The organism is Serinicoccus sp. CNJ-927 (genome assembly GCF_001942435.1).
In the GTDB taxonomy this organism is placed as follows: domain Bacteria; phylum Actinomycetota; class Actinomycetes; order Actinomycetales; family Dermatophilaceae; genus Ornithinicoccus; species Ornithinicoccus marinus.
Genome location: NZ_MKKF01000004.1, coordinates 63,994 through 83,489, shown reverse-complemented (window position 1 = coordinate 83,489; position 19,496 = coordinate 63,994). Strand labels below are relative to the sequence as shown.

Here is a 19,496-nt window from a genome sequence, read left to right as displayed (position 1 = left end):
ACAGCTCGGTCAGGACCGCCGCGGAGTCACGCTCGTCGAGGTCCGAGCAGGTCCTCCCGCACCCCCTCGGTCGCGAGCGCACCCGATAACCTCCGGTCACCTCCGCCCCTTCCCCACCCTCCTCGGCCACGGCACCCCCAGCCCGTCCGCTCCACCCTCCTCGGCCACGGCACCCTCCAGCCCGCTCCCGCAGGCTCGCACGACGCTCACCTGGTCGGCCACGACCGGGCTCACCGCGCCTGACCACGCCTGCCGGGCCAGCGCCTCGGCCCCGTCCAGCGAGGTCCCGGCGGCCCGCAACACCTCCCCGCCGACCGCGGCCGCGAAGGGCTGGGCCAGCAGGGCGCCCACCTGGGCCAGCCCGCCCGCCAGGCAGACGGGCAGCCCGGGGTCGAGCGCCTCGCGGCACGCGCGCGCCGTCCGCGCCAGCGCCGCCGCCGCGTCCGCCCAGATCTGCCGCGCCACCTCGTCGCCGTCCTGCGCCGCCCGCGCTACGTCGGTGGCGAAGGAGGCGATGAGCTGCGACGGGTGCGCCGCGGAGTGGACCGCCGCCGGCAGTCCGACGAGCTCGCCGAATCGCTCGGTCGCCGCGCGCTCCAGCGCGGCCGACCCGCCCCGCCCGTCGCGATGCTCCAGCGCCGCGCGCAGACCGGCACGGCCCACGGCATACCCGCTGCCGTCGTCCCCGAGGAGGAAGCCCCAGCCGTCCCGCACCACCGTGCGCCCGGTCGCGTCCGCCCCCAGCGCCACCGCCCCGGTCCCGGCGGCCACCACGACCCCGGGCCGGTCACCGATCGCCCCCACGTAGGTCGTCGTCACGTCACCGGTGAGCAGCACGACGTCGGCGTGCTCCGTGAGCAGCGCCTCCGCCAGCGCCTCCCGCCGCGCGCTCGCCGCGTGGTAGCCGACCAACCCCATCGCCAGCACGTCGACCCGCCCGACGTCCAGACCCTCGAGCGCACCGCGCAGGGCGGCCATCACCTGCCGCACCCCGTCGGCCGCCGCGAGCCCGACGACACCCGGCCCCTCGCCCTCGCGCACCCCGTCCGGTCCGCACGCGCGCACCCGCGCCCCGGTCTTGCCCAGGTCCACCGCCAGCAGGGTCGGCGACCCGCCGTCACGTCTCGTCGTCGTTGACATCACAGCAGGCAGTATGCCAATGTCTGGACCGTTGGTCTAGCACCGTTGGTCTAGATGCCTCTGACAAGGACGTGAGAGCACATGCCCCAGCAGCACCCCTGCCGCCGCACCCGCGCCGCGCTCGCCCTGACCCTTCCCCTCAGCGCCGGCCTGGCGCTCACCGGCACCGGCGCCGCCTCGCACGCGGCCCCTGCCCCGACCGGCCCGCCGCTGAGCAGCTGCACCCCCGCCCCGGAGGCACCACTGCACGAGATGCGGGGCGTCTGGATCGCCAGCGTCGCCAACATCGACTGGCCCTCGCAGCCCGGGCTGAGCCCGGAGGAGGTCCAGGCCGAGCTCGAGGCGTGGTACGACGAGGCGCTCGCCTCCGGCCTCAACAGCGTCGTCGTCCAGGTCCGCCCGACCGCCGACACCTTCTGGCCCTCCGAGCTCGAGCCGAGCAGCGCCTGGCTGACCGGCGAGCAGGGCGCGGACTTCGGCGGGTGGGACCCGATGGAGTTCGCCGTCGAGGAGGCGCACGCCCGCGGCCTGGACTTCCACGCCTGGTTCAACCCCTACCGCGTCAGCCTGACCGGCACCGACCCCACGGCGCTCGCCGAGGACCACCCGGCCCGGGTCAACCCCGACTGGACAGTCGCCTACGGCGGCAAGCTCTACTACGACCCGGGCGTCCCCGCGGTCCGGGAGCACACCACCGCGGTGATCATGGAGGCGGTCGAGCGCTACGACATCGACGGCGTGCACTTCGATGACTACTTCTACCCTTACCCCGTCGCCGGCGAGGAGTTCCCCGACGACGCGAGCTTCGCGCCTACGGCGACGGCTTCAGCGACCGCGGTGACTGGCGGCGCGACAACGTCGACCAGCTCATCGAGGGCCTGCACCAGCAGATCGAGGCGGCCAAGCCGCACGTCGCCTTCGGCGTCAGCCCATTCGCCGTCTGGCGCAACGCCGGCACCGACCCGGAGGCTCGGACACGACCGCGGGGGCGCAGACCTACGACGACCTGTATGCGGACACCCGCCTGTGGGTGCAGCAGGAGTGGCTCGACTACGTGCTCCCGCAGGTCTACTGGGCGATCGGCTTCGAGCCCGCGCCTACGACGTGCTCGTCCCCTGGTGGAGCGAGCAGGTCGACGGCACCGATGTGGCGCTGTGGATCGGGCAGGCGACCTACAAGGTCGGCACCTCCACCCAGAGCCCGGAGTGGTCGGACCCGCAGGAGATGGTCCGCCACCTCGACCTCAACGAGGACTACCCCCAGGTCACCGGGGACATCTACTTCTCCGCCAAGGACGTCCGCGCCAACCGGCTCGACCACTGGCCGCTGCTCCAGCAGGCGCACTACGCCAACCCGGCGCTGCCGCCCGCGCTCAACCCCGGCACGACCGAGGAGGTCGAGACACCGACCGGGCTACGCACCGCCCGCACCGCGGAGGGCACCCGCCTCTCCTGGTCGCACGCGGGCGACGACGCCGGCTTCGCGGTCTACCGCGTCGACGACGCCCGGGGCCCCGGCCGCGTCGACTGTGACGACCTGGACGCCGACTCCCTCGTCGCGGTCCTCGGCGACGGCCACACCGACTGGGTCGACCCCGAGGGCGACAAGCACGACGTCTACGTCGTCACCGCGCTCTCCCGCGACAACACCCAGTCGCCCGCCTCGAAGCCGAAGCGCGGCCGATGAGCGCCGAGCCGACGTCGACCGCGCGCGAGGGTGCCCGGACCGGCGCCCCCGCGGGCGCCGACGTCGGGCTCGGGCTGGGCAGTGCCCGCGTGGGCAAGGCCGAGGTGATCCGACAGCGGCTCGAGGACCTCATCGCCCCGATGAGCCCCGGGGAGCCGCTGCCCGCCGAGCGCGACCTCGCCGCCGAGCTCGGCGTCGCCCGGATGACGCTGCGCCGCGCCGTCGAGGCCCTCGTCGCCGACCACCGGCTCATCCGGCGCCCCGGCGCCGGCACCTTCGTCGCCCCGGCGCGCGTGGACCAGCAGCTGTCCGCCACGTCCTTCTCCACCGACATGCGCTCCCGGGGGATGACGCCGGGAGCGCATACCGTGTGGGCGCGGGAGCAGCCGGCCGGCATGATGCTCGGCTCGGTGCTCGGGATCGAGCCCACCGCCACGCTCGTGCACGTCCGCCGCGTCCGGACCGCCGACGGCGAGCCGATGGCCCTGGAGGACCTGCACGTGCCCGCCGACCTCGTGCCCGGGCTCACCGGCGCCGACCTGGAGGACTCCTCCTTCTACCAGCTGCTCGAGTCGCGCTACGGCCTGACGATCAGCGCCGCGACGCAGACCATCGAGCCGCACCTCGTCACCGCCGAGGAGTCCGAGCAGCTCGCCACCGACCCCGGCTCCCTGGCGTTCCTCTTCGAGCGGACCTCGCGCGTCGCCGACGGGCGCGTCACCGAGTTCGTCCGGTCCGTCTACCGCGGGGACCGCTACCGCATCCTCGTCGACATCTTCCCCACCTCCACCGGCGAGCGCCGGTGACCCATCCCGCACCATGCGACACCCCTCGAAAGGACACACCATGAAGAGCGCATCCCGTGCCACCCGTCTCCTCGCGCTGGCGGCCATCACCTCCCTGACCCTGTCCGCCTGCGGCGGCGACGACGGCGGCTCCGGCGACGGCTCCGGCGAGAGCGGCGGTGGTGATGCCTCGGGCGAGACCCTCACCGTCTGGATCATGGAGGGCACCAACCCCGACCCGACCCCGTTCTTCGACGAGGTCAGCACCGCCTTCGAGGAGGAGACGGGCGCGAGCCTGGACATCCAGTTCGTCCCGTGGGCCTCGGCGCACGACAAGTTCACCAACTCCATCGCCGGCGGCACCGGCCCCGACGTCGCGGAGGTCGGCACCACGTGGACGCCGGAGTTCGGCGACGCCGGCGCGCTCATGGACCTCTCCGGCCACATCGAGGAGGCCGGCCTCGGCGAGGGCTACGTCGACAGCGTCCTCGACGCCGGCACCGTCGAGGACGCCGTCTACGGCGCGCCCTGGTATGCCGGTGTCCGCTCGATCGTCTACCGCACCGACCTGCTCGAGGAGGCGGGCGTGGAGCCGCCGACCACGTGGGACGAGATCGTCTCGGTCGGCGAGGCGCTCAAGGAGTCCGACCCCGAGCTCATCCCCTTCCCGGTGCCGAACTCCACGCACACCACGACCCCGTTCATCTGGGGCGCGGGCGGCGAGGTCGCCACCCAGGACGGCGACACCTGGACCTCCGGCCTGGACTCGGCCGAGGCGGTCGAGGGGCTGACCTTCCTGGAGAGCCTGGCGAGCGAGCACGACCTGTCGACCCCGGCCGCGAGCACGTGGAACGAGGCGGACACCCGCGACGCCTTCGCCCGCGGCGAGGCCGGCATGATCATCAGCGGCTCATGGACGCCGAAGTCGATCATCGAGGCCAACGGCGACCTCGAGGGCAAGCTCGGCGTGGTGCCGATCCCCGGCCAGGACGGCGGCATGGCCCCCTCCTTCGCGGGTGGCTCGCACCTGTCGGTCTTCGAGACGACGGAGAACGAGGAGCTGGCGTGGACCTTCGTGGAGATGATGACCACCGGTGAGTTCGCCGAGAAGTGGGGCGAGCAGACCGGCTTCTTCCCGGCCACCACCGACCTGCTGACCCAGCTGGAGGAGGCCGACGACCCGCTCGTCGCGCCCTTCGCCCAGCAGATGCAGGACGGGAGCGCCACGCTCCCGGTCACCCCGCTGTGGGGCCAGGTCGAGGGCGCGCAGACGATCCCGGCGATGATGGAGTCGATCCTCGGCGGCAAGGCCAGCGTCGAGGAGGCCACCACGACCGCCGCGGACGAGATGAACGAGATCTTCGGCTCGTGAGCTCGCCCGCCCTGGGGTCGGCGCGGCGGCCGTGGCTGCTGCTCGCGCCGACCCTGGCCGTCATCGGCATCTTGCTGCTGTGGCCGATGCTCCGCGTGGTCATCCTGTCCTTCCAGGACTTCGGGCTGCGCGAGCTCGTCCGCGGCGGCGCGGAGTTCGTGGCGGTCGAGAACTACCGCGACGTCCTCACCGACGAGCGGCTGTGGCGGGTGGCGCTGCCCAACACCGTCCTCTTCGCGCTCGTCTGCGTCGTCCTCACGGTGCTCGTGGGCACGCTGGTCGCGCTGCTGCTGCACCGGCTGCCGCCGGGGTGGCGGACGCTGGTGACGATGTCGGTCATGGCCGCCTGGGCCGTCCCCGCCGTGACCGGGACGTATGTCTGGGTCTACCTCTTCGACGCCCGCGCCGGCTTCCTCACCGGGCTGCTCGGCCAGCTCGGCCTGGTCGACGTCGCTACCCAGAACCTCTTCACCGAGCGCGGCTGGTTCTACGCCATCGCCACCCTCAACGTCGTGCACCACGGCTTCCCCTTCGTCGCGGTCACCGTGCTCGCGGGGCTCATGACGATCCCGACCGAGCTGCCCGAGGCGGCGATGATCGACGGCGCCAACGCCTGGCAACGCTTCCGGCACGTCACGCTGCCGATGCTTAAGCCTGTCTTCGCGATCGTCACGATCCTGTCGACGATCTGGGACTTCAAGGTCTTCACCCAGATCTACCTCATGCCCGGCGGCGACGGCTCCAACCGTGAGGTGCTCAACCTCGGCACCTGGAGCTACATCACCGCGATGTCGCAGAACAAGTTCGGCCTCGGCGCCGCCATCGCGGTGCTGCTGACGCTGCTGCTGCTCGTCATCACCGCGGTCTACCTGCGCACCCTGTTCAAGGAGGAGGAGCTGTGAGGCGCCTGCTCGGACGCAGCGGGCTGGTGCTGGCCAGCCTCGTGGTCGTCGTCTTCAGCATCTTCCCGGTCTTCGTCATGCTCGGCACCGCCGTCGACCCGGCGGCGAACGCGGGCGGGCGCGGCGTCATACCCGCCGGCATCTCGTTCGAGCACTTCGCCCGGATCTTCTCCGAGACGCGGTTCCCCGACTACCTGCTCAACTCGCTCATCGTCGCGGTCGTCACCGTCGTCGCCAGCGGGCTGCTCGCGCTCTTCGCCGCGGTCGCCGTGGCGCGGTTCCGCTTCTCCGGGCGCACCAAGATCCTCATGATGATCCTCATCGTGCAGATGGTGCCGATGGAGGCACTCGTCATCCCGCTGTTCCTGCAGGCCAAGACCCTGGGATTGCTCAACAGCCTGCTCGGGCTGTCGGTGGTCTACATCGCCTTCAGCCTGTCCTTCGCGATCTGGACGCTGCGCGGCTTCGTGGCGGCGGTCCCGGTCGAGCTGGAGGAGGCGGCCTACCTCGACGGTGCGAGCTGGTGGCAGATGTTCTGGAAGGTTCTCTTCCCGCTCGTCGCCCCCGGGCTCGTGGCGGTGAGCGTCTTCAGCTTCATCCTGGCGTGGAACGAGTTCATCTTCGCGCTCACCTTCATGGCGGACGACGACATGTATACCGCCGCCGTCGGGCTGCGGACCTTCTTCACCCGCAGCGGCACCGACTGGGGCGCGGTCATGGCGGCCAGCTCGATCATCACCGTGCCGGTCATGATCTTCTTCGTCGCCGTGCAGTCCCGGCTGTCCGGCGGCCTCATGGCAGGAGCGACCAAGGGATGAACCAGACCGACCTCACCGCCGGGGACGACCTGCGGCGGGACGCGCTCGGCGTGCTCGCGCCCGGCTTCGTCGGGACGACGCTGCCGCCCTGGCTGGAGCAGCTGCTCGACGAGGGCCTGGGCGGGGTGTGGCTCTTCGGGCACAACGTCGAGGACGAAGCGCAGGTGCGGGCGCTCACCGACGCGGTGCACGGGCGGCGCGCGGCGGCACTGGTCTGCGCCGACGAGGAGGGCGGCACCGTCACCCGGCTGCACCACGCCGAGGGCTCGCCCTGGCCGGGTGCGTGGGCGCTCGGCGTCGTCGACGACGCGGAGGCGACGCGGACGGTATACCGGGGGCTGGGCGAGCAGCTCGCCGTGGCCGGGATCGACCTCACCGCGGCGCCCGACGCCGACGTCAACACCGAGCCGGACAACCCGGTCATCGGCGTGCGGTCGTTCGGGGCGGACGCCGGGCTGGTCGCGCGGCACGTGAGCGCGGCCGCTGCGGGACTCGCGGAGGCGGGCGTGGCGTCCTGCGCCAAGCACTTCCCCGGTCACGGGTCGACCACCCTCGACTCCCACCTCGACCTGCCCGTCCTCGACGTCGACCCACAGACCCTCACGAGTCGTGAGCTGGTGCCCTTCCGCGCCGCGGTCGACGCGGGGACGGACGCGATCATGACCGGTCACCTGGTCGTGCCGGGGCACGGCGACCTGCCGGCGACGCTCAACCCGGCGCTGCTCGGGATGCTCCGCGAGGAGCTCGGCTTCACCGGGGTGATCTGCACCGACGCGCTCGACATGGCGGCGGTGGCCGACCGCTACGGGCGGGAGCGCAGCGCGGTGCTCGCCCTGGCCGCCGGGGCCGACCTGCTCTGCATCGGCAACCCGGTCTTCCCCGGCGACTACGACGCGGCCGAGGACACCGCGCGGCTGGTGGAGGCTGTGGTGGCCGCGGTGCGCGACGGCGAGCTCTCCGCGGCCCGGCTGGCCGAGGCCGCCGGCCGGGTGCGGGCGCTAGGAGCGCGGCAGGCGGCGCGACGTGCCGGTCATGGCAGAGGTGACGGCGGGGCGGCGACCGACGGCGGGGACTCGACCCCGCTGCCACCTGAGGGGCGCGACGACCTGGGCCAGCGGGTCGCGGCGCGTGGGGTGCGGATCACGGGAGCGTGCGGGTCGCTGTCCGGGGCGGACGTGGTGGCGCTCAGCAGGCGGGGCAACATCGCCAGCGGCGCCCGTCAGGAGGTCGTGTCCGGTGTGCTAGCGCAGGAGCTCTCGGGCCGGGTCCGCACGCTGGACCAGACCGTGGACGAGGCGGTGGACGACCGGACCGCGGGCACCGACCGTGGTCCACTGGTGCTCGTGAGCGACGACCACAGCGGGTGGGACGACCCCACGATCCGCGGGCTGCTGGGCCGTGCCGACGCGCTCGTGCACACCGGTATCCGGGATCTCCCCGCCGACCTGGCCGTGCCCCGCGTCGTGCGGACCTACGGCGGCGGCCGGGCGAGCGCGCTGGCCGGTGCCACGGCGTTGCGCGGCCTCGGCGGTGAGCCGTGAGGCTCGTCTCGGCCGAGCAGGTGCTGTGGCCGGACGGCAGCCTCTCCGGCGGCTGGGTCGCCGTGGAGGGGGGCCAGATCGCCCGCGTGGGGCGAGGCGCCCCGACCGAGCCGGCGGACCGGCATACGGCGCTCCTCTCCCCCGGCTTCGTCGACATCCACTGCCACGGCGGCGGCGGCCACAGCTTTGCGACCCTCGACCAGGACGAGGTGAGCAGCGCCGCCATGGCCCACCACCTCGCCGGGACGAGCACCGTCATGGCCTCGCTGGTCTCCGCGGCGCCGGACACGCTGCTCGCCCAGGTGCGGGCCCTGGCACCGCTCGTGCGGGGGCGGATGATCGCCGGGATCCACCTCGAGGGGCCCTGGCTCAACGAGGCGCGTCGCGGCGCGCACGACCCGTCGGTGCTGCGCCACCCCGACCCGGCCGAGATCGACGCCGTGCTGGAGGCCGGCGCCGGGAGCATCTGCATGGTGACGATCGCGCCCGAGCTGCCGGGGAGCCTGGACGCGATCCGCCGGCTCGTGGGCGCCGGCGTCGTCGTCGCGGTCGGGCACACCGACGCCGACGCCGACCAGCTCCGGGCGGCGGTCGACGCCGGCGCGGAGGTCGTCACGCACCTGTGCAACGCCATGCGCCCGATCCACCACCGCGACCCGGGCCCGGTCATCGCGGCGCTCGGCGACCCGCGCCTCACCCTGGAGCTCATCGTCGACGGCGTGCACCTGCACGACGACGTCGTCGACCTGCTCCACCGCAGCTCCCGGGCGCGGATGGTGCTCATCAGCGACGCGATGGCAGCGGCGGCCGCCGAGGACGGCCGCTACGCGCTGGGCTCGATGGAGGTCGACGTCGTGGACGGCGTTGCGCGCTCGGTCGACACCGGGAGCATCGCCGGGAGCACGCTCACCCTGGGCCGGGCCGTGCGGCGGGCCGTCGGCGCCGGGCTCGCCCCCGAGGACGCTCTCGTGGCCGCCACCAGCGACCCGGCACGCACCCTCGGGCTCGACGCCGGGAAGATCACCGTGGGCGGCCGCGCCGACCTCGTCGGGCTCGACGCCGACCTCGAGACCCGGCTGGTCGTCCGCGCCGGGGAGGTCCTGCTCGACACCTGAGCTGCCTCACACACTGAGCTCGGCCCGCCGCCGCTCCAGGTGCGCCCGCTCGGAGTCGTTGCGGCACAGGGTCAGAGCCGCGTCGAGCTCAGCGACGGCGGCGCCGGCGCGGCCCGAGCGTGCGAGGAGCTCGGCCCGCACCGCCGGGACCCGGTGGCTGCCCGGCACCTCTACCTCCGTGAGGGCGTCCAGCCCGGCCTCTGGCCCCTCCGCCTCGGCGAGGGCCACCGCCCGCGCCAGGAGGGCGGCGGGGGTGGGCTCCAGGCGGAGCAGCGCGTCGTAGTGGAGGACGATCCGATCCCACCGGGTGTCCCGCGCGGTGGGTGCCGTCGCGTGCTCGGCGGCGACGAGGGCCTGCAGCACGTAGGTCGCGGCCTGGTGCGGGAGGTCGGGCCGGGTCAGCGGTGCCGAGGTGAGCAGCCCCAGCGCCTCGTCGATCTCTTCCCGGTGCCAGCGATCGCGGTCCTGGTCGGCGAGGAGGACCAGCCGGCCCTCGCCGTCCAGACGCGCGTCCCGGCGGGAGTGCTGCAGGAGGAGCAGGGCCAGCAGCGCGGTGAGCGTCGGGTCGGTCGGGCGCAGGCCGCGCACCGTGCGGACCAGCCGGAGCGACTCCCCCGCCAGACCGTGGCGGACGAGGTCGGCGCCGCTCGCGGGGGCATACCCGGGGGTGAAGGCGAGGTAGGCCGTCTGCGCCACCGTCGCGAGCCGAGCCGGGAGCGCCTCCAGGTCGGGGATCGCGAACGGGATGCCCGCGGTGACGATCTTCCTCTTCGCCCGGGTGAGCCGCGCCGCCATGGTGGGCTCGGGCACGAGGAAAAGCCGGGCGATGTCGTAGGTGCCGACCCCGAGCACGAGCCGCAGCGCGAGGGCGCTCGCCGCCTCCGGCGACAGTGCCGGGTGGGTGCACATCAGCACCAGCCGCAGCAGATCGTCCTCGACGAGGTCACCGGGGTCGGCCATCGCCGAGGACGGACGACGGTCCAGGTCGGTGGCGAGTAGGGTATGCCGGCGGTGGGCCATCGACTCGGAGCGCAGCCGGTCGACCACCCGGCGTCGGGCGACCGTCTGCAGCCATCCGGCCGGGTTGTCGGGCACGCCGTCGACCGGCCAGCGCCGGGCAGCGGCCTCGACGGCGTCCCCGAGCGCGTCCTCGACGAGGTCGAGCCGGCGGAAGCGCGCGAGGAGCAGGGCCACCAGGGCGCCCCACTCCTCGCGCACCACGCGGTCCAGCTCGTCGCGCATACCGGTCAGACCGGGTCGACCACCGGGCTGACCTGCATGTCGTAGGCCGGCAGTTCGGTGAGCAGCTCGAGGACGACGTCGAGGTCAGGAGCCTGGAGCAGGTAGAAGCCGCCGAGCTGCTCGACGGCCTCGGCGTAGGGGCCGTCGGTGAGCTGACGCTCGCCGCCACGGGTGCGGACCGTCGTCGACATGTCGCCGTCGCCGAGCGCCTCCCCGGCGAGGATCTCGACCCCGTCCCGGGCCTCGCAGGCCCGGTCGAAGGCCTCGAATCGGCCCATCATCGCCGCCTGGTCCTCCTCCTACATCGTCGACCAGGCGGGCAGCTCGCCGTCGGCCATGAGCAGCACGAGGTACTTCATGTGGGGTCTCCTTCGATCACGGGCCGCCGTGCGCGACCTCACCAGCATGTCGGACGAGCGGGGTGCAGATCGACAGCCGGGCCGAGGAACTTTCCGGCAGCGCGGGCCGATGCTCTACATTGCCTCGCGTGAGTGCCCAGGCCCCCTCTGCTGTCATCCTCATCCGCGCCGAGAAGTTCGTGCCCAACCCGGCGACCGCCGCGGACAACGCCTTCCAGCACGACGTGCCGGCGGGGCAGTCCGTCGAGGCCACCTCGGCGCGAGCGCTGGCCGAGGTGGACGCGGTGGCGCAGGCGCTGCGCGACGCCGGGGTCCGGGTCCACGTCTTCCCGGACTCCGACCACACCCGGCCGGACAGCGTCTTTCCCAACAACTGGCTCTCGACCCATCCGGGCGGCTACGTGGCGGTCTACCCGATGTATGCCTCGAACCGCCGCCACGAGCGGCGCGGGGACATCCTGGAGATGCTCAAGGCGGACTACCGGCTGCAGACGATCGTCGACTACTCCGGGCTGGAGCCAGACGGGATCTTCCTCGAGGGCACCGGGGCGATGGTGCTCGACCACGTCTCGCGGGTCGCCTACACCGCGGTCAGCCACCGTGCGGACACGCACGTGCTGGAGCGCTTCTGCAGCGACTTCAACTACGAGCCGATGCCCTTCGACGCCATCGACTCCGGCGGAGTGCCGGTCTACCACACCAACGTCATCGCCTGCATCGGCACCGAGGTCGCGCTCGTGGCGCTGGACCTCATCGCCGACGAGCAGCGGCGGCGCGAGGTGCGCGAGCGGCTGGAGGTCACCGGGCGGGAGATCGTCGAGCTGAGCGAGGAGCAGGTGCGCGAGTTCGCGGGCAACGCCGTCGAGCTGTGCGGGCGGACGCCCGAGGGGCGCAAGCGCCACATCATGGCGATGTCGGGCCGCGCCCGGCGCAGCCTCACCGGCGAGCAGCTGACCGTCATCGAGCGCTCCTGCGAGATCGTCTCGGTCGACATCCCCACCATCGAGCTGGCCGGCGGGTCGGTGCGCTGCATGATCGCCGGCGTGCACCTCGACCCGCGGCCGACCGGGGCGCCCACCCCGACCGCCACGGCCGAGGCGATCGACGAGCACCCGGTCAGCGCGGACGGCCAGGTGGAGGACGCCCGTCGGTCCGAGCGGAGGTCGTCGGCTCGAGCATGACCTTGCTCGAGCCGGTGCCCCGGTCGGCGGCGACAGCGAAGGCCTCGACGGCGTCGGCGAAGGGGGAAGCTGTGCGTCACGAGCGGGCCCGACGTCGACGCCGGACGCCATGAGCTGCAGCGCGTCGCTGATCTCGTCGACGAAGCGGTAGGAGCCGCGGTAGCCGACCTCCCACGTCAGTGATTAGGTAGACTGATCTACCTCATCCCAGGAGGTCACCCATGTCCCGCCAGTCCCCTACCCGCCCCAGCGCGCGGGAGCGCCTGCTCGAGGCTGCCGCCGCACGCTTCTACAGCGCCGGCGTCGCCGCGACCGGCATCGACGCGATCACCGCGGACGCCGGCGTGGCCAAGATGAGCCTCTACAACAACTTCGCGTCCAAGGCGGACCTGGTCGAGGCATACCTGCAGCGGCGGCACGAGGAGTGGCTGGACCTGTATGCCGTCCGGCTCGCGCCGACGAGGACGCCACAGGAGCGGGTGCTGGCGGTCTTCGACGCGTATGCCGACCACGCCGCGACGTCGCGGACCACCGGCTTTCGCGGATGCGGTCTGCTCAACGCGGCGGCCGAGCTCGCCGACGGCGACCCCGGGCGCGCTGTCGTGCGCGAGCACAAGCGTCAGGTGCAGGACCTGGTCGAGGAGCAGCTCGTCACGGTCCTGGAGCCGGCACAGGCGCACGCGCTGGGGGTCCACCTCAGCTTCCTCCTCGAGGGCTCGATGGCCCGTGCGGGGCTGGAGGGTGACCTCGGCCCGTTGGGCGAGGCCCGGGAGATCGCGGCCCAGCTGGTCGGCGCGTGAGGACGGCCGGGCCGCTGGCGGTCCTCCTGGCCGCAGCCTTGTTCGGCACCACGGGGACGGCACAGGCCCTCGGACCCGAGGGCACGACGCCGCTCGCGGTCGGGGCCGCTCGGCTGGTCGTGGGCGGCTTCGGTCTGCTCGCCCTGCTGCCCCTCATGGGCGCGAGGTTCGGCGACGTGCTGGCGCTGTGGCGCACCCGTGCCGGGCTGGTCGCCGGGGTGTGCACCGCGGCATACCAGCTGTGCTTCTTCGTCGCGGTGGGGCAGACCGGCGTGGCCGTCGGCACGCTGGTGACGATCGGGACCGGACCTGTGCTCGCGGGCGTGCTGGCGCTGGTGCTGCTGGGCGAGCGTCCCACGAGGGCGTGGCTGGTCGCGACCGGCGTCTGCGTGTCGGGGCTCGTGCTGCTCGTGGATGGGGGCGAGTCGTCCGCCGCCTTCTCCGTGACCGGCGTCGCCGCCGCCCTGACCGCCGCGGCCGCCTACGCCGGCTACACGGTGCTCGCCAAGCAGCAGCTTCGCGAGGGGCACGCCCCCGTCACGGTGATGGCGGGAGCCTTCGGGCTCGGGGGAGCGCTGCTGGTGCCCGTCCTGCTGGCCCTGCCGACCGATTGGCTGGCCGGTGCCCGGGGGATGGGCCTGGCGCTCTACCTCGGGCTGGTGACGACGACCACGGGGTATGTGCTCTTCGCCCGCGGGCTGGCCACCCTGCCCACCGCCTCGGTCGCGACCCTCATGCTGGCCGAGCCACTGGTCGCCACGGCCCTCGGTATCGCGGTGCTCGACGAGCACCTGGGGTTCACCGGCGCGGCCGGTCTCGTCGTGCTGCTCCTGGGGCTCCTCATGCAGGGGGCCGACACCAGGTCGCTCACCCTCCCCCGCCGCCGACGTCCTTCAGTCGCGCTCGCATCAGCGACGTCAGCAGGTCCACCGGCAGGTCGGTGTCGTCCGGGAGCTGCTCGCGGGCCGCTGCCATCGCCTCGTCGTGCCGGGTGGTAGTCGGGGGAGGGCCGTAGGTGACCGTCTGCGGCTGGCGGCGTCGACCGGTGCCCAGGAGCCAGATCGCGAGCACCAGCGCGATGACGAGCAGCGGCAGGAGACGCAGGAACACCAGAGCCCACCTCCGCTCGCGCTCGCACCTGCAGGTGCCCTGCGAGAGACTGTATCCATGACCGCCGCCAGAGCCACCCGAGCCGTCGCCCTTGTGCTCTACGACGCCGACTGCGGCTTCTGCAGCCGCGCCGCCGGGTGGATCCCGCGGCTCGGGGCGCAGGTCGAGGTGTCCTCGTTGCAGTCCCACGACCTAGCGGCTCTCGGGGTCGACGAGGACCGTGCCGGCCTGGAGATGCCGGTGGTGCTCGAGGACGGCACGATCGCCTACGGCCACCACGCGTGGGCGCAGGTCCTGCTGCGCTCGCCGCAGCCGTGGCGGCTGATCGGCGCCGCGCTCGACTCGCGCGTCATGGAGGTCCCGGGGGCAGCGGTATACCGGCTGGTCGCCGCGAACCGTGGTCGGCTGCCCGGCGGCACCGCCGCCTGCGCCCTGCCCCCGTCGTCGGGTGCGTGAGGCACAGCGCTGGATCCACGCCAGCGGGCCGCTGCCGGTCGACGAGGCGTGGGAGCGGTATGCCGACCCCGACCGGTGGTCCTCCTGGGCGCCCCACCTGCGCGCCGTCGAGATCGAGGCGAGCGGTGAGGACAGGCGGCTGCACCCCGGGCTGACGGGTGTCGTGCGTGGTCCGGCGAGGGTGCGGGCGCGCTTCGTGGTGGAATCCGTGGACGAGAAGGCCCGGCGCTGGTCCTGGGAGGTCCGCGCGCTGGGCGTCACCCTGCAGCTGCTCCACACCCTCGACGCATCTCCCGAGGCCACGCACGCCGGGCTCGTGCTGCAGGGGCCGTTGCCGGTCGTCCTGCTCTACCGCCCGGTCGCGCGGTGGGCGCTGCGCAGGCTCGTCGCGGTCTCGGGCCACCCGCGCCGCGGATAGTCTGACGAGACGGAGCACCGACCGAAGGGAGCACCATGGCACGCCACGACGTGGTCATCGTCGGCGCCGGCAACGCCGGCGTCTCCCTGGCGGCGCGGCTGCTGCGGGTGGGCGCGAAGGACGTCGCCATCGTGTCGCCGGACCGGCCGCACCTGTTCCGCCCGCTGCTCAACTACGTCGCCGGCGGGCAGGCCACGATGAGCGAGCTGACGCGCAGCCCCGCCTCGGTCATCCCGGCGGGTTGCACCTGGATCCGCGACAGCGCGGTGGCCGTGCACACCGACGAGCGCGAGGTCGAGCTGTCCGACGGTGCTCGGGTGGGTTACGGCGACTTGGTGCTGGCCCCTGGCATGGAGGAGGACCTCGACGCCGTACCCGGCTGGCGGAGGCGATGACGGCGGGCTGGTCGCTGACCGCCCACCTGGAGTCGCAGGCGCCGGCCGTGTGGGACGCCGTGCAGGGTATGTCGCGCGGCCGGGTCGTCTTCACCCTCCCGCCCGAGCCCTCCCCCTGCGGCGGCACGGCACTCAAGCCGCTCTTCCTGGCGTGCGACGAGTGGCGCCGGCGCGGTGTGCTGAACGACCTCGACGTGCACCTCGTGACTCCGTTCACCGGGGTCCTGGGCCTGCCGTTCGTGGACGACCGGTTGGACGCACAGCTCCGCGAGCTGGGGGTCAGCGTGCACCGCGAGAGCACGGTGGCCTCGGTGGACCACCGGCAGCGGACGGTGACGGTGGACGGCCCGACTCCCACGGTGCTCGACGGGGTCGACCGTGCCTTCGTGGTGCCGCCCTACCGGGGCCAGGGGTGGCTGGAGCCGCTCGCCCGAGAGGGAGCGTCCGGGCAGGTCGACGTCGACCCGGAGACCATGGCCCACCGCTCGGCACCACGGGTCTGGAGCCTGGGCGACGCCGCGGCGCTCGACACCCGGCCGTCCGGGGGCGCGCTGCGCCGACAGGTGGAGGTGCTGGCCGACAACATCGCGCGCAGCCGGCTGGGACGGCCGCTGCGTCGCTACGACGGCTACACCATCGTCCCCGTCACGCTCGACCGGCGCCGGCTGCTGCTCGCCGAGTTCGACCGGACCGGCGCGCAGGCACCGACGACGCGGCTGGTCGACCTGAGCGTCCCGCGTCGCGCGCTGCGGCTCTTCGACCGCTACGTCGAGCCGATCCTCTACTTCCGTGCGCTGCTCCGGGGGCGGCTCGTCCCCTGAGCCTCGGTGCCGGGTCGGTGACCGCGGCGACACCCTCCGCCTCGAGGTGCGCTCCCGCGTCCGCAGGTGGACGATGGAGCGATGGAGCAGACCCAGTCCCAGCCCGTGCCCGCCGTCGTCCGCTGGACCCGGCGCCTGGAGCAGACCGAGGCGCTGGACGGCGCGGTGAGCGCCGTCGAGCCGACCGTCACCTCCCTCTTCGGGTCCGGCACCACCGGCTGGGCGCTGCGCGGCGAGTGGCTCGGGCACGCCCTGCACCCGCTTCTCACCGACATCACCATGGGGTCGTGGACCTCGGCGACCGTCCTGGACGTCGTCGGCGGGCCGGGCTCCGCGCCGGCGGCGCAACGCTTGGTGGGCCTGGGGCTCCTCACCGCGGGGCCGACGGCGTGGTCCGGCTGGGCGGAGTGGTCGCAGACCGGTCCCCGCGACAAGCGGGTTGGCCTGGTCCACGCGGCCGGCAACGCGCTCGCCGCCAGCGCGTATGCCGCGTCCTGGCTCGCACGTCGCGGTGGCCACCACCGGCTCGGCGCCCTGCTCGCGGTGGGTGGTGCCGGGGCGTCGGGGGCGGCGGCATACCTCGGCGGTCACCTGGCCGTGGCCCGGGACGTCGGCAGCCGGCACCCGGCCTTCGACGACACGGCCGTCGAGGACACGACAGAGATCGTCGCCTGACCCGGCCGCCCCGGTCAGTCTTGCCAGCTACCGCTCCTTCACCCGTCCCCGCTCGCGGCTCAGCTGGCCTCCGGCCGCCCACCCTCCAGCGACTCGATCACCTGGTCCAGCAACGACCGCAGGTCACGGCGCTGCGCCTCGGTCATCCCCATCCCCCCGGCGAGCCGCTCCGGCACGTCGGCGACGCGCTCGCGCAGCGACCAGCCGCGGTCGGTCACCGAGACCAGGACCCGCCGCTCGTCGCGCTCGTCGCGCACCCGCCGGACGAGGCCCGCGGTCTCCATCCGCTTGAGCAGCGGGGTGAGCGTGCCGGAGTCCAGGTGCAGCCGGCTGCCGAGCTCGCGCACGCTCGGCGGCTCCTGCGCGTCCCAGAGGGCCAGGAGCGTGAGGTACTGCGGGTACGTCAGCCCGACATCGGCGAGCAGCTCGGCATACCGCCGCGTCACGGCCCGGGAGGCGGCGTAGAGCGGCAGGCAGAGCTGCTGGTCGAGCGCGAGCTGGGGGTAGCCGTCCATGCGCCCAGCCTACCCGTTTGCGCCATTCGATTGTGCGCAATAGAGTTGCGCGCATGGACACTCTCTACACCGCCACCGCCCTCGCCACCGGAGACGGCCGCAACGGCCGCATCGAGTCCAGCGACGGCATCCTCGCCGCCGACGTCCGCGCCCCGAAGGAGATGGGCGGCCCGGGAGGCGCGACCAACCCCGAGCAGCTCTTCGCCGCCGGGTATGCCGCGTGCTTCCACTCCGCGCTGCGCGGCGTCGCGAAGCGCTCCGGCGCCGACGTGACCGACTCCGAGGTGGTCGCCGATGTCGCGATCGGCCCCAACGGCGAGGGGGGCTTCGGCCTGGCCGTCGGTCTCGAGGTGACGCTCCCCCACGTCGAGCGCGCCGATGCCGAGAAGCTCGTCGAGCAGGCGCACCAGGTGTGCCCCTACTCCAACGCCACCCGCGGCAACATCGACGTCAGCCTCACCGTCGCCTGAGGCGAGCTGGTCGGCGCGAGGCAGCGGCAAAACCGCTCCCGAGCCGGTCACCGACTGGTCACGAGCACGGTCAGCGCACGTCACGAGTCGAGGCCAGCGCTCGCCCTAAGTCGTGGCCAGCGCACGTCATGAGGCGCGGCCAGCGCTCGCCCTGAGTCGTGGCTCTGATGGACGGGAGCCGCGTGTCGTGAGGCACGGGCGCAGATGTCCCGGCTGTGACCGGCGAGGCCGCCGTGGAAGAGCACCGCCCAGGCCAGTAGCCCGGCCGACGGTGGGGCCGGGTGCGGGGCGAGATCATCGCAGCCGCCACCGCACACCGGTCTCGTCGACGTCGGCACCCGCGTCGTGCTGGTGTACCCAGGTGTGGTGCCGAGGACAGAGCAACGCGTAGTTGCCGAGGTCCGAGCGACCCCCGCGGGCCCAGTGCACGACGTGGTGCGCATCGCACCAGGTCGCGGGCACGTGACACCCGGGGAAGGTGCATCCGCCGTCCCGGTGCGCCAAGGCCCGTCGCTGACTAGGGGTGACCAGCCTCCTGGCGCGACCGAGGTCGAGGATCTGCCCCGCCTCGCCCAGCACGGCCGGGATGATGTCGGCCTCGCAGGCCAGCTGTCGCACCTCGTGGGCCGGCACCGTGCCCTCGTGCACCGTGCGCCCGGTCCCACCCAGGGCACCGCGCAGCTCCTCGAGCCCGATGGTCACCATGACCTGCGCCTTCGGGGTGGTGGGCTGACCCTGCGTGCCCGCCACGCCACGGCGGAAGACCGTCATGAACGCGTCGTAGCGCCGTTGACCCGCGGTGCGCAGGTCCAGCTCGGCAAGCGTTGCTCCGCCGCCAGTGGTGACGTCGACGGCCTCGGCAGCCCCACCGCCGGTGGTGGCAGGGCCGGCCTCGCCCCCGGCATCCGTGCTCGACTCTGTGATCGCGTCCGTGGTCGCATCGGGCCGAGGCGCTGGTGCAGCCAGCGGCGACATCAGCAGCGCCCGGATCGCCTCGTAGTCGGCATCGCTGCCGACAGTCAGCACGAAACGCCGCAGGGAGCCGTCCGCGAGGGACGACTCGTGCACGTCACGCATCTCGTGGCGCGCCTGGGCGCGCGCCACCTGTTCCTTCTCGGACAGGCAGGTCGCCACGAGCTTGGACGTGATCCTGCCCAGGTCCTTGTCGTCGAACTCCTCACGCGCCGCGGCCGCGGTCAGCAGGTCGGTCGCCTCGGCGTACTCGGCCTCCCCGAGGGCCGGGCGGATCCTCGTCAGCGCCCGCAGGACCTGCGCCGCCCGGTGCACCGGCACCGTCCCGTCCTGGACGCGTCCGCCAACGGGACATGCACTCGCTGCTGCGCGGCACGGGCGACCATCGCGATCTCGATCGCGGTGCGCGAGGCGAGCCCCGGGCATACCAGCCGGACCCAGTCCACCTCGGAGAAACCGGCCTCCTGGTGCAACCCTCGCGCCAGACCCTCGCGCGCCACCGCGACGAGCAACGCGTGGGTCCGGGCTGCCACCCGGTCGAGCGCGCCCAGCACGTCGCCCAGCTCGCTCTCCTGCAGCAGAGCCGGCGACGCGAGCGCCGTCGCCGAGCGGTCGAGGGAGTCAGCCAGACCAGCCAGCAGCGCGGACGTGCCCTCGGCGTGACCGCCGCCCGCCTCGCTCCCCCACCCTGACTTCATACGAACAAATGTACGAGTCGGCTCT

General features: G+C 73.4%; 21 protein-coding genes and 1 pseudogene. 16 read left to right on the top strand and 6 right to left on the bottom strand.

Annotation, left to right across the window (positions count from 1 at the left end):
* Positions 1–96 precede the first annotated feature (96 nt).
* The gene (locus BJF86_RS01980; RefSeq protein ID WP_083652642.1) at positions 97–1,140 is read right to left on the bottom strand and encodes an N-acetylglucosamine kinase; all 1,044 of its coding nucleotides are present in this window, start codon (positions 1,138–1,140) and stop codon (positions 97–99) included.
* 81 nt (positions 1,141–1,221) lie between these two features.
* On the opposite strand from BJF86_RS01980, the pseudogene BJF86_RS18535 reads away from it, so the two are divergent.
* The 7 genes and pseudogenes from BJF86_RS18535 to BJF86_RS01945 all read left to right on the top strand — a co-directional run.
* A pseudogene (locus BJF86_RS18535) lies at positions 1,222–1,950 on the top strand (glycoside hydrolase family 10 protein); the annotation flags it as partial.
* 872 nt (positions 1,951–2,822) lie between these two features.
* The gene (locus BJF86_RS01970) at positions 2,823–3,632 is read left to right on the top strand and encodes a GntR family transcriptional regulator (RefSeq protein WP_075816751.1); all 810 of its coding nucleotides are present in this window, start codon (positions 2,823–2,825) and stop codon (positions 3,630–3,632) included.
* 40 nt (positions 3,633–3,672) lie between these two features.
* A complete protein-coding gene (locus BJF86_RS01965) occupies positions 3,673–4,983 on the top strand; it encodes a sugar ABC transporter substrate-binding protein (RefSeq protein WP_075816750.1) in 1,311 nt (436 codons plus the stop codon).
* Positions 4,980–5,885 carry a carbohydrate ABC transporter permease gene (locus tag BJF86_RS01960; protein WP_075813806.1) on the top strand — a complete coding sequence of 302 codons (906 nt, stop codon included), beginning with the start codon at positions 4,980–4,982 and terminating at the stop codon, positions 5,883–5,885. Before BJF86_RS01965 ends, BJF86_RS01960 begins: the two co-directional genes overlap by 4 nt.
* Entirely contained in the window at positions 5,882–6,703 is an 822-nt protein-coding gene (locus BJF86_RS01955) for a carbohydrate ABC transporter permease (RefSeq protein WP_022924558.1), read from the top strand. The genes BJF86_RS01960 and BJF86_RS01955 overlap by 4 nt, the downstream gene beginning before the upstream one ends.
* Positions 6,700–8,244, top strand: coding sequence for a glycoside hydrolase family 3 N-terminal domain-containing protein (locus BJF86_RS01950; RefSeq protein WP_075816749.1), 1,545 nt, complete (start codon positions 6,700–6,702; stop codon positions 8,242–8,244). The genes BJF86_RS01955 and BJF86_RS01950 overlap by 4 nt, the downstream gene beginning before the upstream one ends.
* Positions 8,241–9,359, top strand: coding sequence for an N-acetylglucosamine-6-phosphate deacetylase (locus tag BJF86_RS01945; RefSeq protein WP_075816748.1), 1,119 nt, complete (start codon positions 8,241–8,243; stop codon positions 9,357–9,359). Before BJF86_RS01950 ends, BJF86_RS01945 begins: the two co-directional genes overlap by 4 nt.
* A gap of 6 nt (positions 9,360–9,365) precedes the next feature.
* On the opposite strand, the gene BJF86_RS01940 is transcribed toward BJF86_RS01945, so the two are convergent.
* Positions 9,366–10,601 (bottom strand): RNA polymerase sigma factor, encoded by a 1,236-nt coding sequence (locus BJF86_RS01940; protein WP_075816747.1) that lies wholly within the window; start codon positions 10,599–10,601, stop codon positions 9,366–9,368.
* A 5-nt stretch (positions 10,602–10,606) separates the two neighbouring features.
* On the bottom strand, positions 10,607–10,879 hold the full coding sequence (locus tag BJF86_RS01935; RefSeq protein WP_237768037.1) for a YciI family protein: 273 nt from the start codon (positions 10,877–10,879) through the stop codon (positions 10,607–10,609).
* A 209-nt stretch (positions 10,880–11,088) separates the two neighbouring features.
* On the opposite strand from BJF86_RS01935, the gene ctlX reads away from it, so the two are divergent.
* The 8 genes from ctlX to BJF86_RS01900 all read left to right on the top strand — a co-directional run bounded on the left by ctlX (position 11,089) and on the right by BJF86_RS01900 (position 16,816).
* Positions 11,089–12,141: a citrulline utilization hydrolase CtlX gene (gene ctlX, locus BJF86_RS01930; protein WP_075816745.1), complete on the top strand. Its 1,053-nt coding sequence runs from the start codon at positions 11,089–11,091 to the stop codon at positions 12,139–12,141.
* A gap of 221 nt (positions 12,142–12,362) precedes the next feature.
* Positions 12,363–12,941 (top strand): TetR/AcrR family transcriptional regulator, encoded by a 579-nt coding sequence (locus tag BJF86_RS01925; RefSeq protein ID WP_075816744.1) that lies wholly within the window; start codon positions 12,363–12,365, stop codon positions 12,939–12,941.
* Positions 12,938–13,939 (top strand): DMT family transporter, encoded by a 1,002-nt coding sequence (locus tag BJF86_RS01920; protein ID WP_075816743.1) that lies wholly within the window; start codon positions 12,938–12,940, stop codon positions 13,937–13,939. The genes BJF86_RS01925 and BJF86_RS01920 overlap by 4 nt, the downstream gene beginning before the upstream one ends.
* Before the next feature lie 169 nt (positions 13,940–14,108).
* Entirely contained in the window at positions 14,109–14,507 is a 399-nt protein-coding gene (locus BJF86_RS01915) for a thiol-disulfide oxidoreductase DCC family protein (RefSeq protein WP_075816742.1), read from the top strand.
* Complete coding sequence (locus tag BJF86_RS01910; protein ID WP_075816741.1) at positions 14,500–14,925, top strand: SRPBCC family protein; 426 nt, start codon at positions 14,500–14,502, stop codon at positions 14,923–14,925. The genes BJF86_RS01915 and BJF86_RS01910 overlap by 8 nt, the downstream gene beginning before the upstream one ends.
* Before the next feature lie 35 nt (positions 14,926–14,960).
* The gene (locus tag BJF86_RS18245) at positions 14,961–15,320 is read left to right on the top strand and encodes an FAD-dependent oxidoreductase (RefSeq protein WP_202817299.1); all 360 of its coding nucleotides are present in this window, start codon (positions 14,961–14,963) and stop codon (positions 15,318–15,320) included.
* A complete protein-coding gene (locus tag BJF86_RS01905) occupies positions 15,317–16,141 on the top strand; it encodes an NAD(P)/FAD-dependent oxidoreductase (RefSeq protein WP_202817298.1) in 825 nt (274 codons plus the stop codon). The genes BJF86_RS18245 and BJF86_RS01905 overlap by 4 nt, the downstream gene beginning before the upstream one ends.
* A gap of 81 nt (positions 16,142–16,222) precedes the next feature.
* The gene (locus BJF86_RS01900; protein ID WP_075816740.1) at positions 16,223–16,816 is read left to right on the top strand and encodes a (2Fe-2S)-binding protein; all 594 of its coding nucleotides are present in this window, start codon (positions 16,223–16,225) and stop codon (positions 16,814–16,816) included.
* Between the two features lie 59 nt (positions 16,817–16,875).
* Here BJF86_RS01900 and BJF86_RS01895 read toward each other — a convergent pair whose 3' ends face one another.
* Positions 16,876–17,331, bottom strand: coding sequence for a MarR family winged helix-turn-helix transcriptional regulator (locus BJF86_RS01895; RefSeq protein WP_075816739.1), 456 nt, complete (start codon positions 17,329–17,331; stop codon positions 16,876–16,878).
* Positions 17,332–17,384: 53 nt separating this feature from the next.
* On the opposite strand from BJF86_RS01895, the gene BJF86_RS01890 reads away from it, so the two are divergent.
* Positions 17,385–17,801, top strand: coding sequence for an organic hydroperoxide resistance protein (locus BJF86_RS01890; RefSeq protein WP_075816738.1), 417 nt, complete (start codon positions 17,385–17,387; stop codon positions 17,799–17,801).
* Between the two features lie 294 nt (positions 17,802–18,095).
* Here the strand turns inward: BJF86_RS01890 and BJF86_RS01885 are convergent, their stop codons facing one another.
* Both BJF86_RS01885 and BJF86_RS18525 read right to left on the bottom strand, forming a co-directional pair.
* Complete coding sequence (locus tag BJF86_RS01885) at positions 18,096–19,094, bottom strand: HNH endonuclease signature motif containing protein (RefSeq protein WP_237768036.1); 999 nt, start codon at positions 19,092–19,094, stop codon at positions 18,096–18,098.
* Positions 19,055–19,471, bottom strand: a complete 417-nt coding sequence (locus BJF86_RS18525) for a hypothetical protein (RefSeq protein ID WP_237768035.1) — start codon at positions 19,469–19,471, stop codon at positions 19,055–19,057. The genes BJF86_RS01885 and BJF86_RS18525 overlap by 40 nt, the downstream gene beginning before the upstream one ends.
* Positions 19,472–19,496 lie beyond the last annotated feature (25 nt).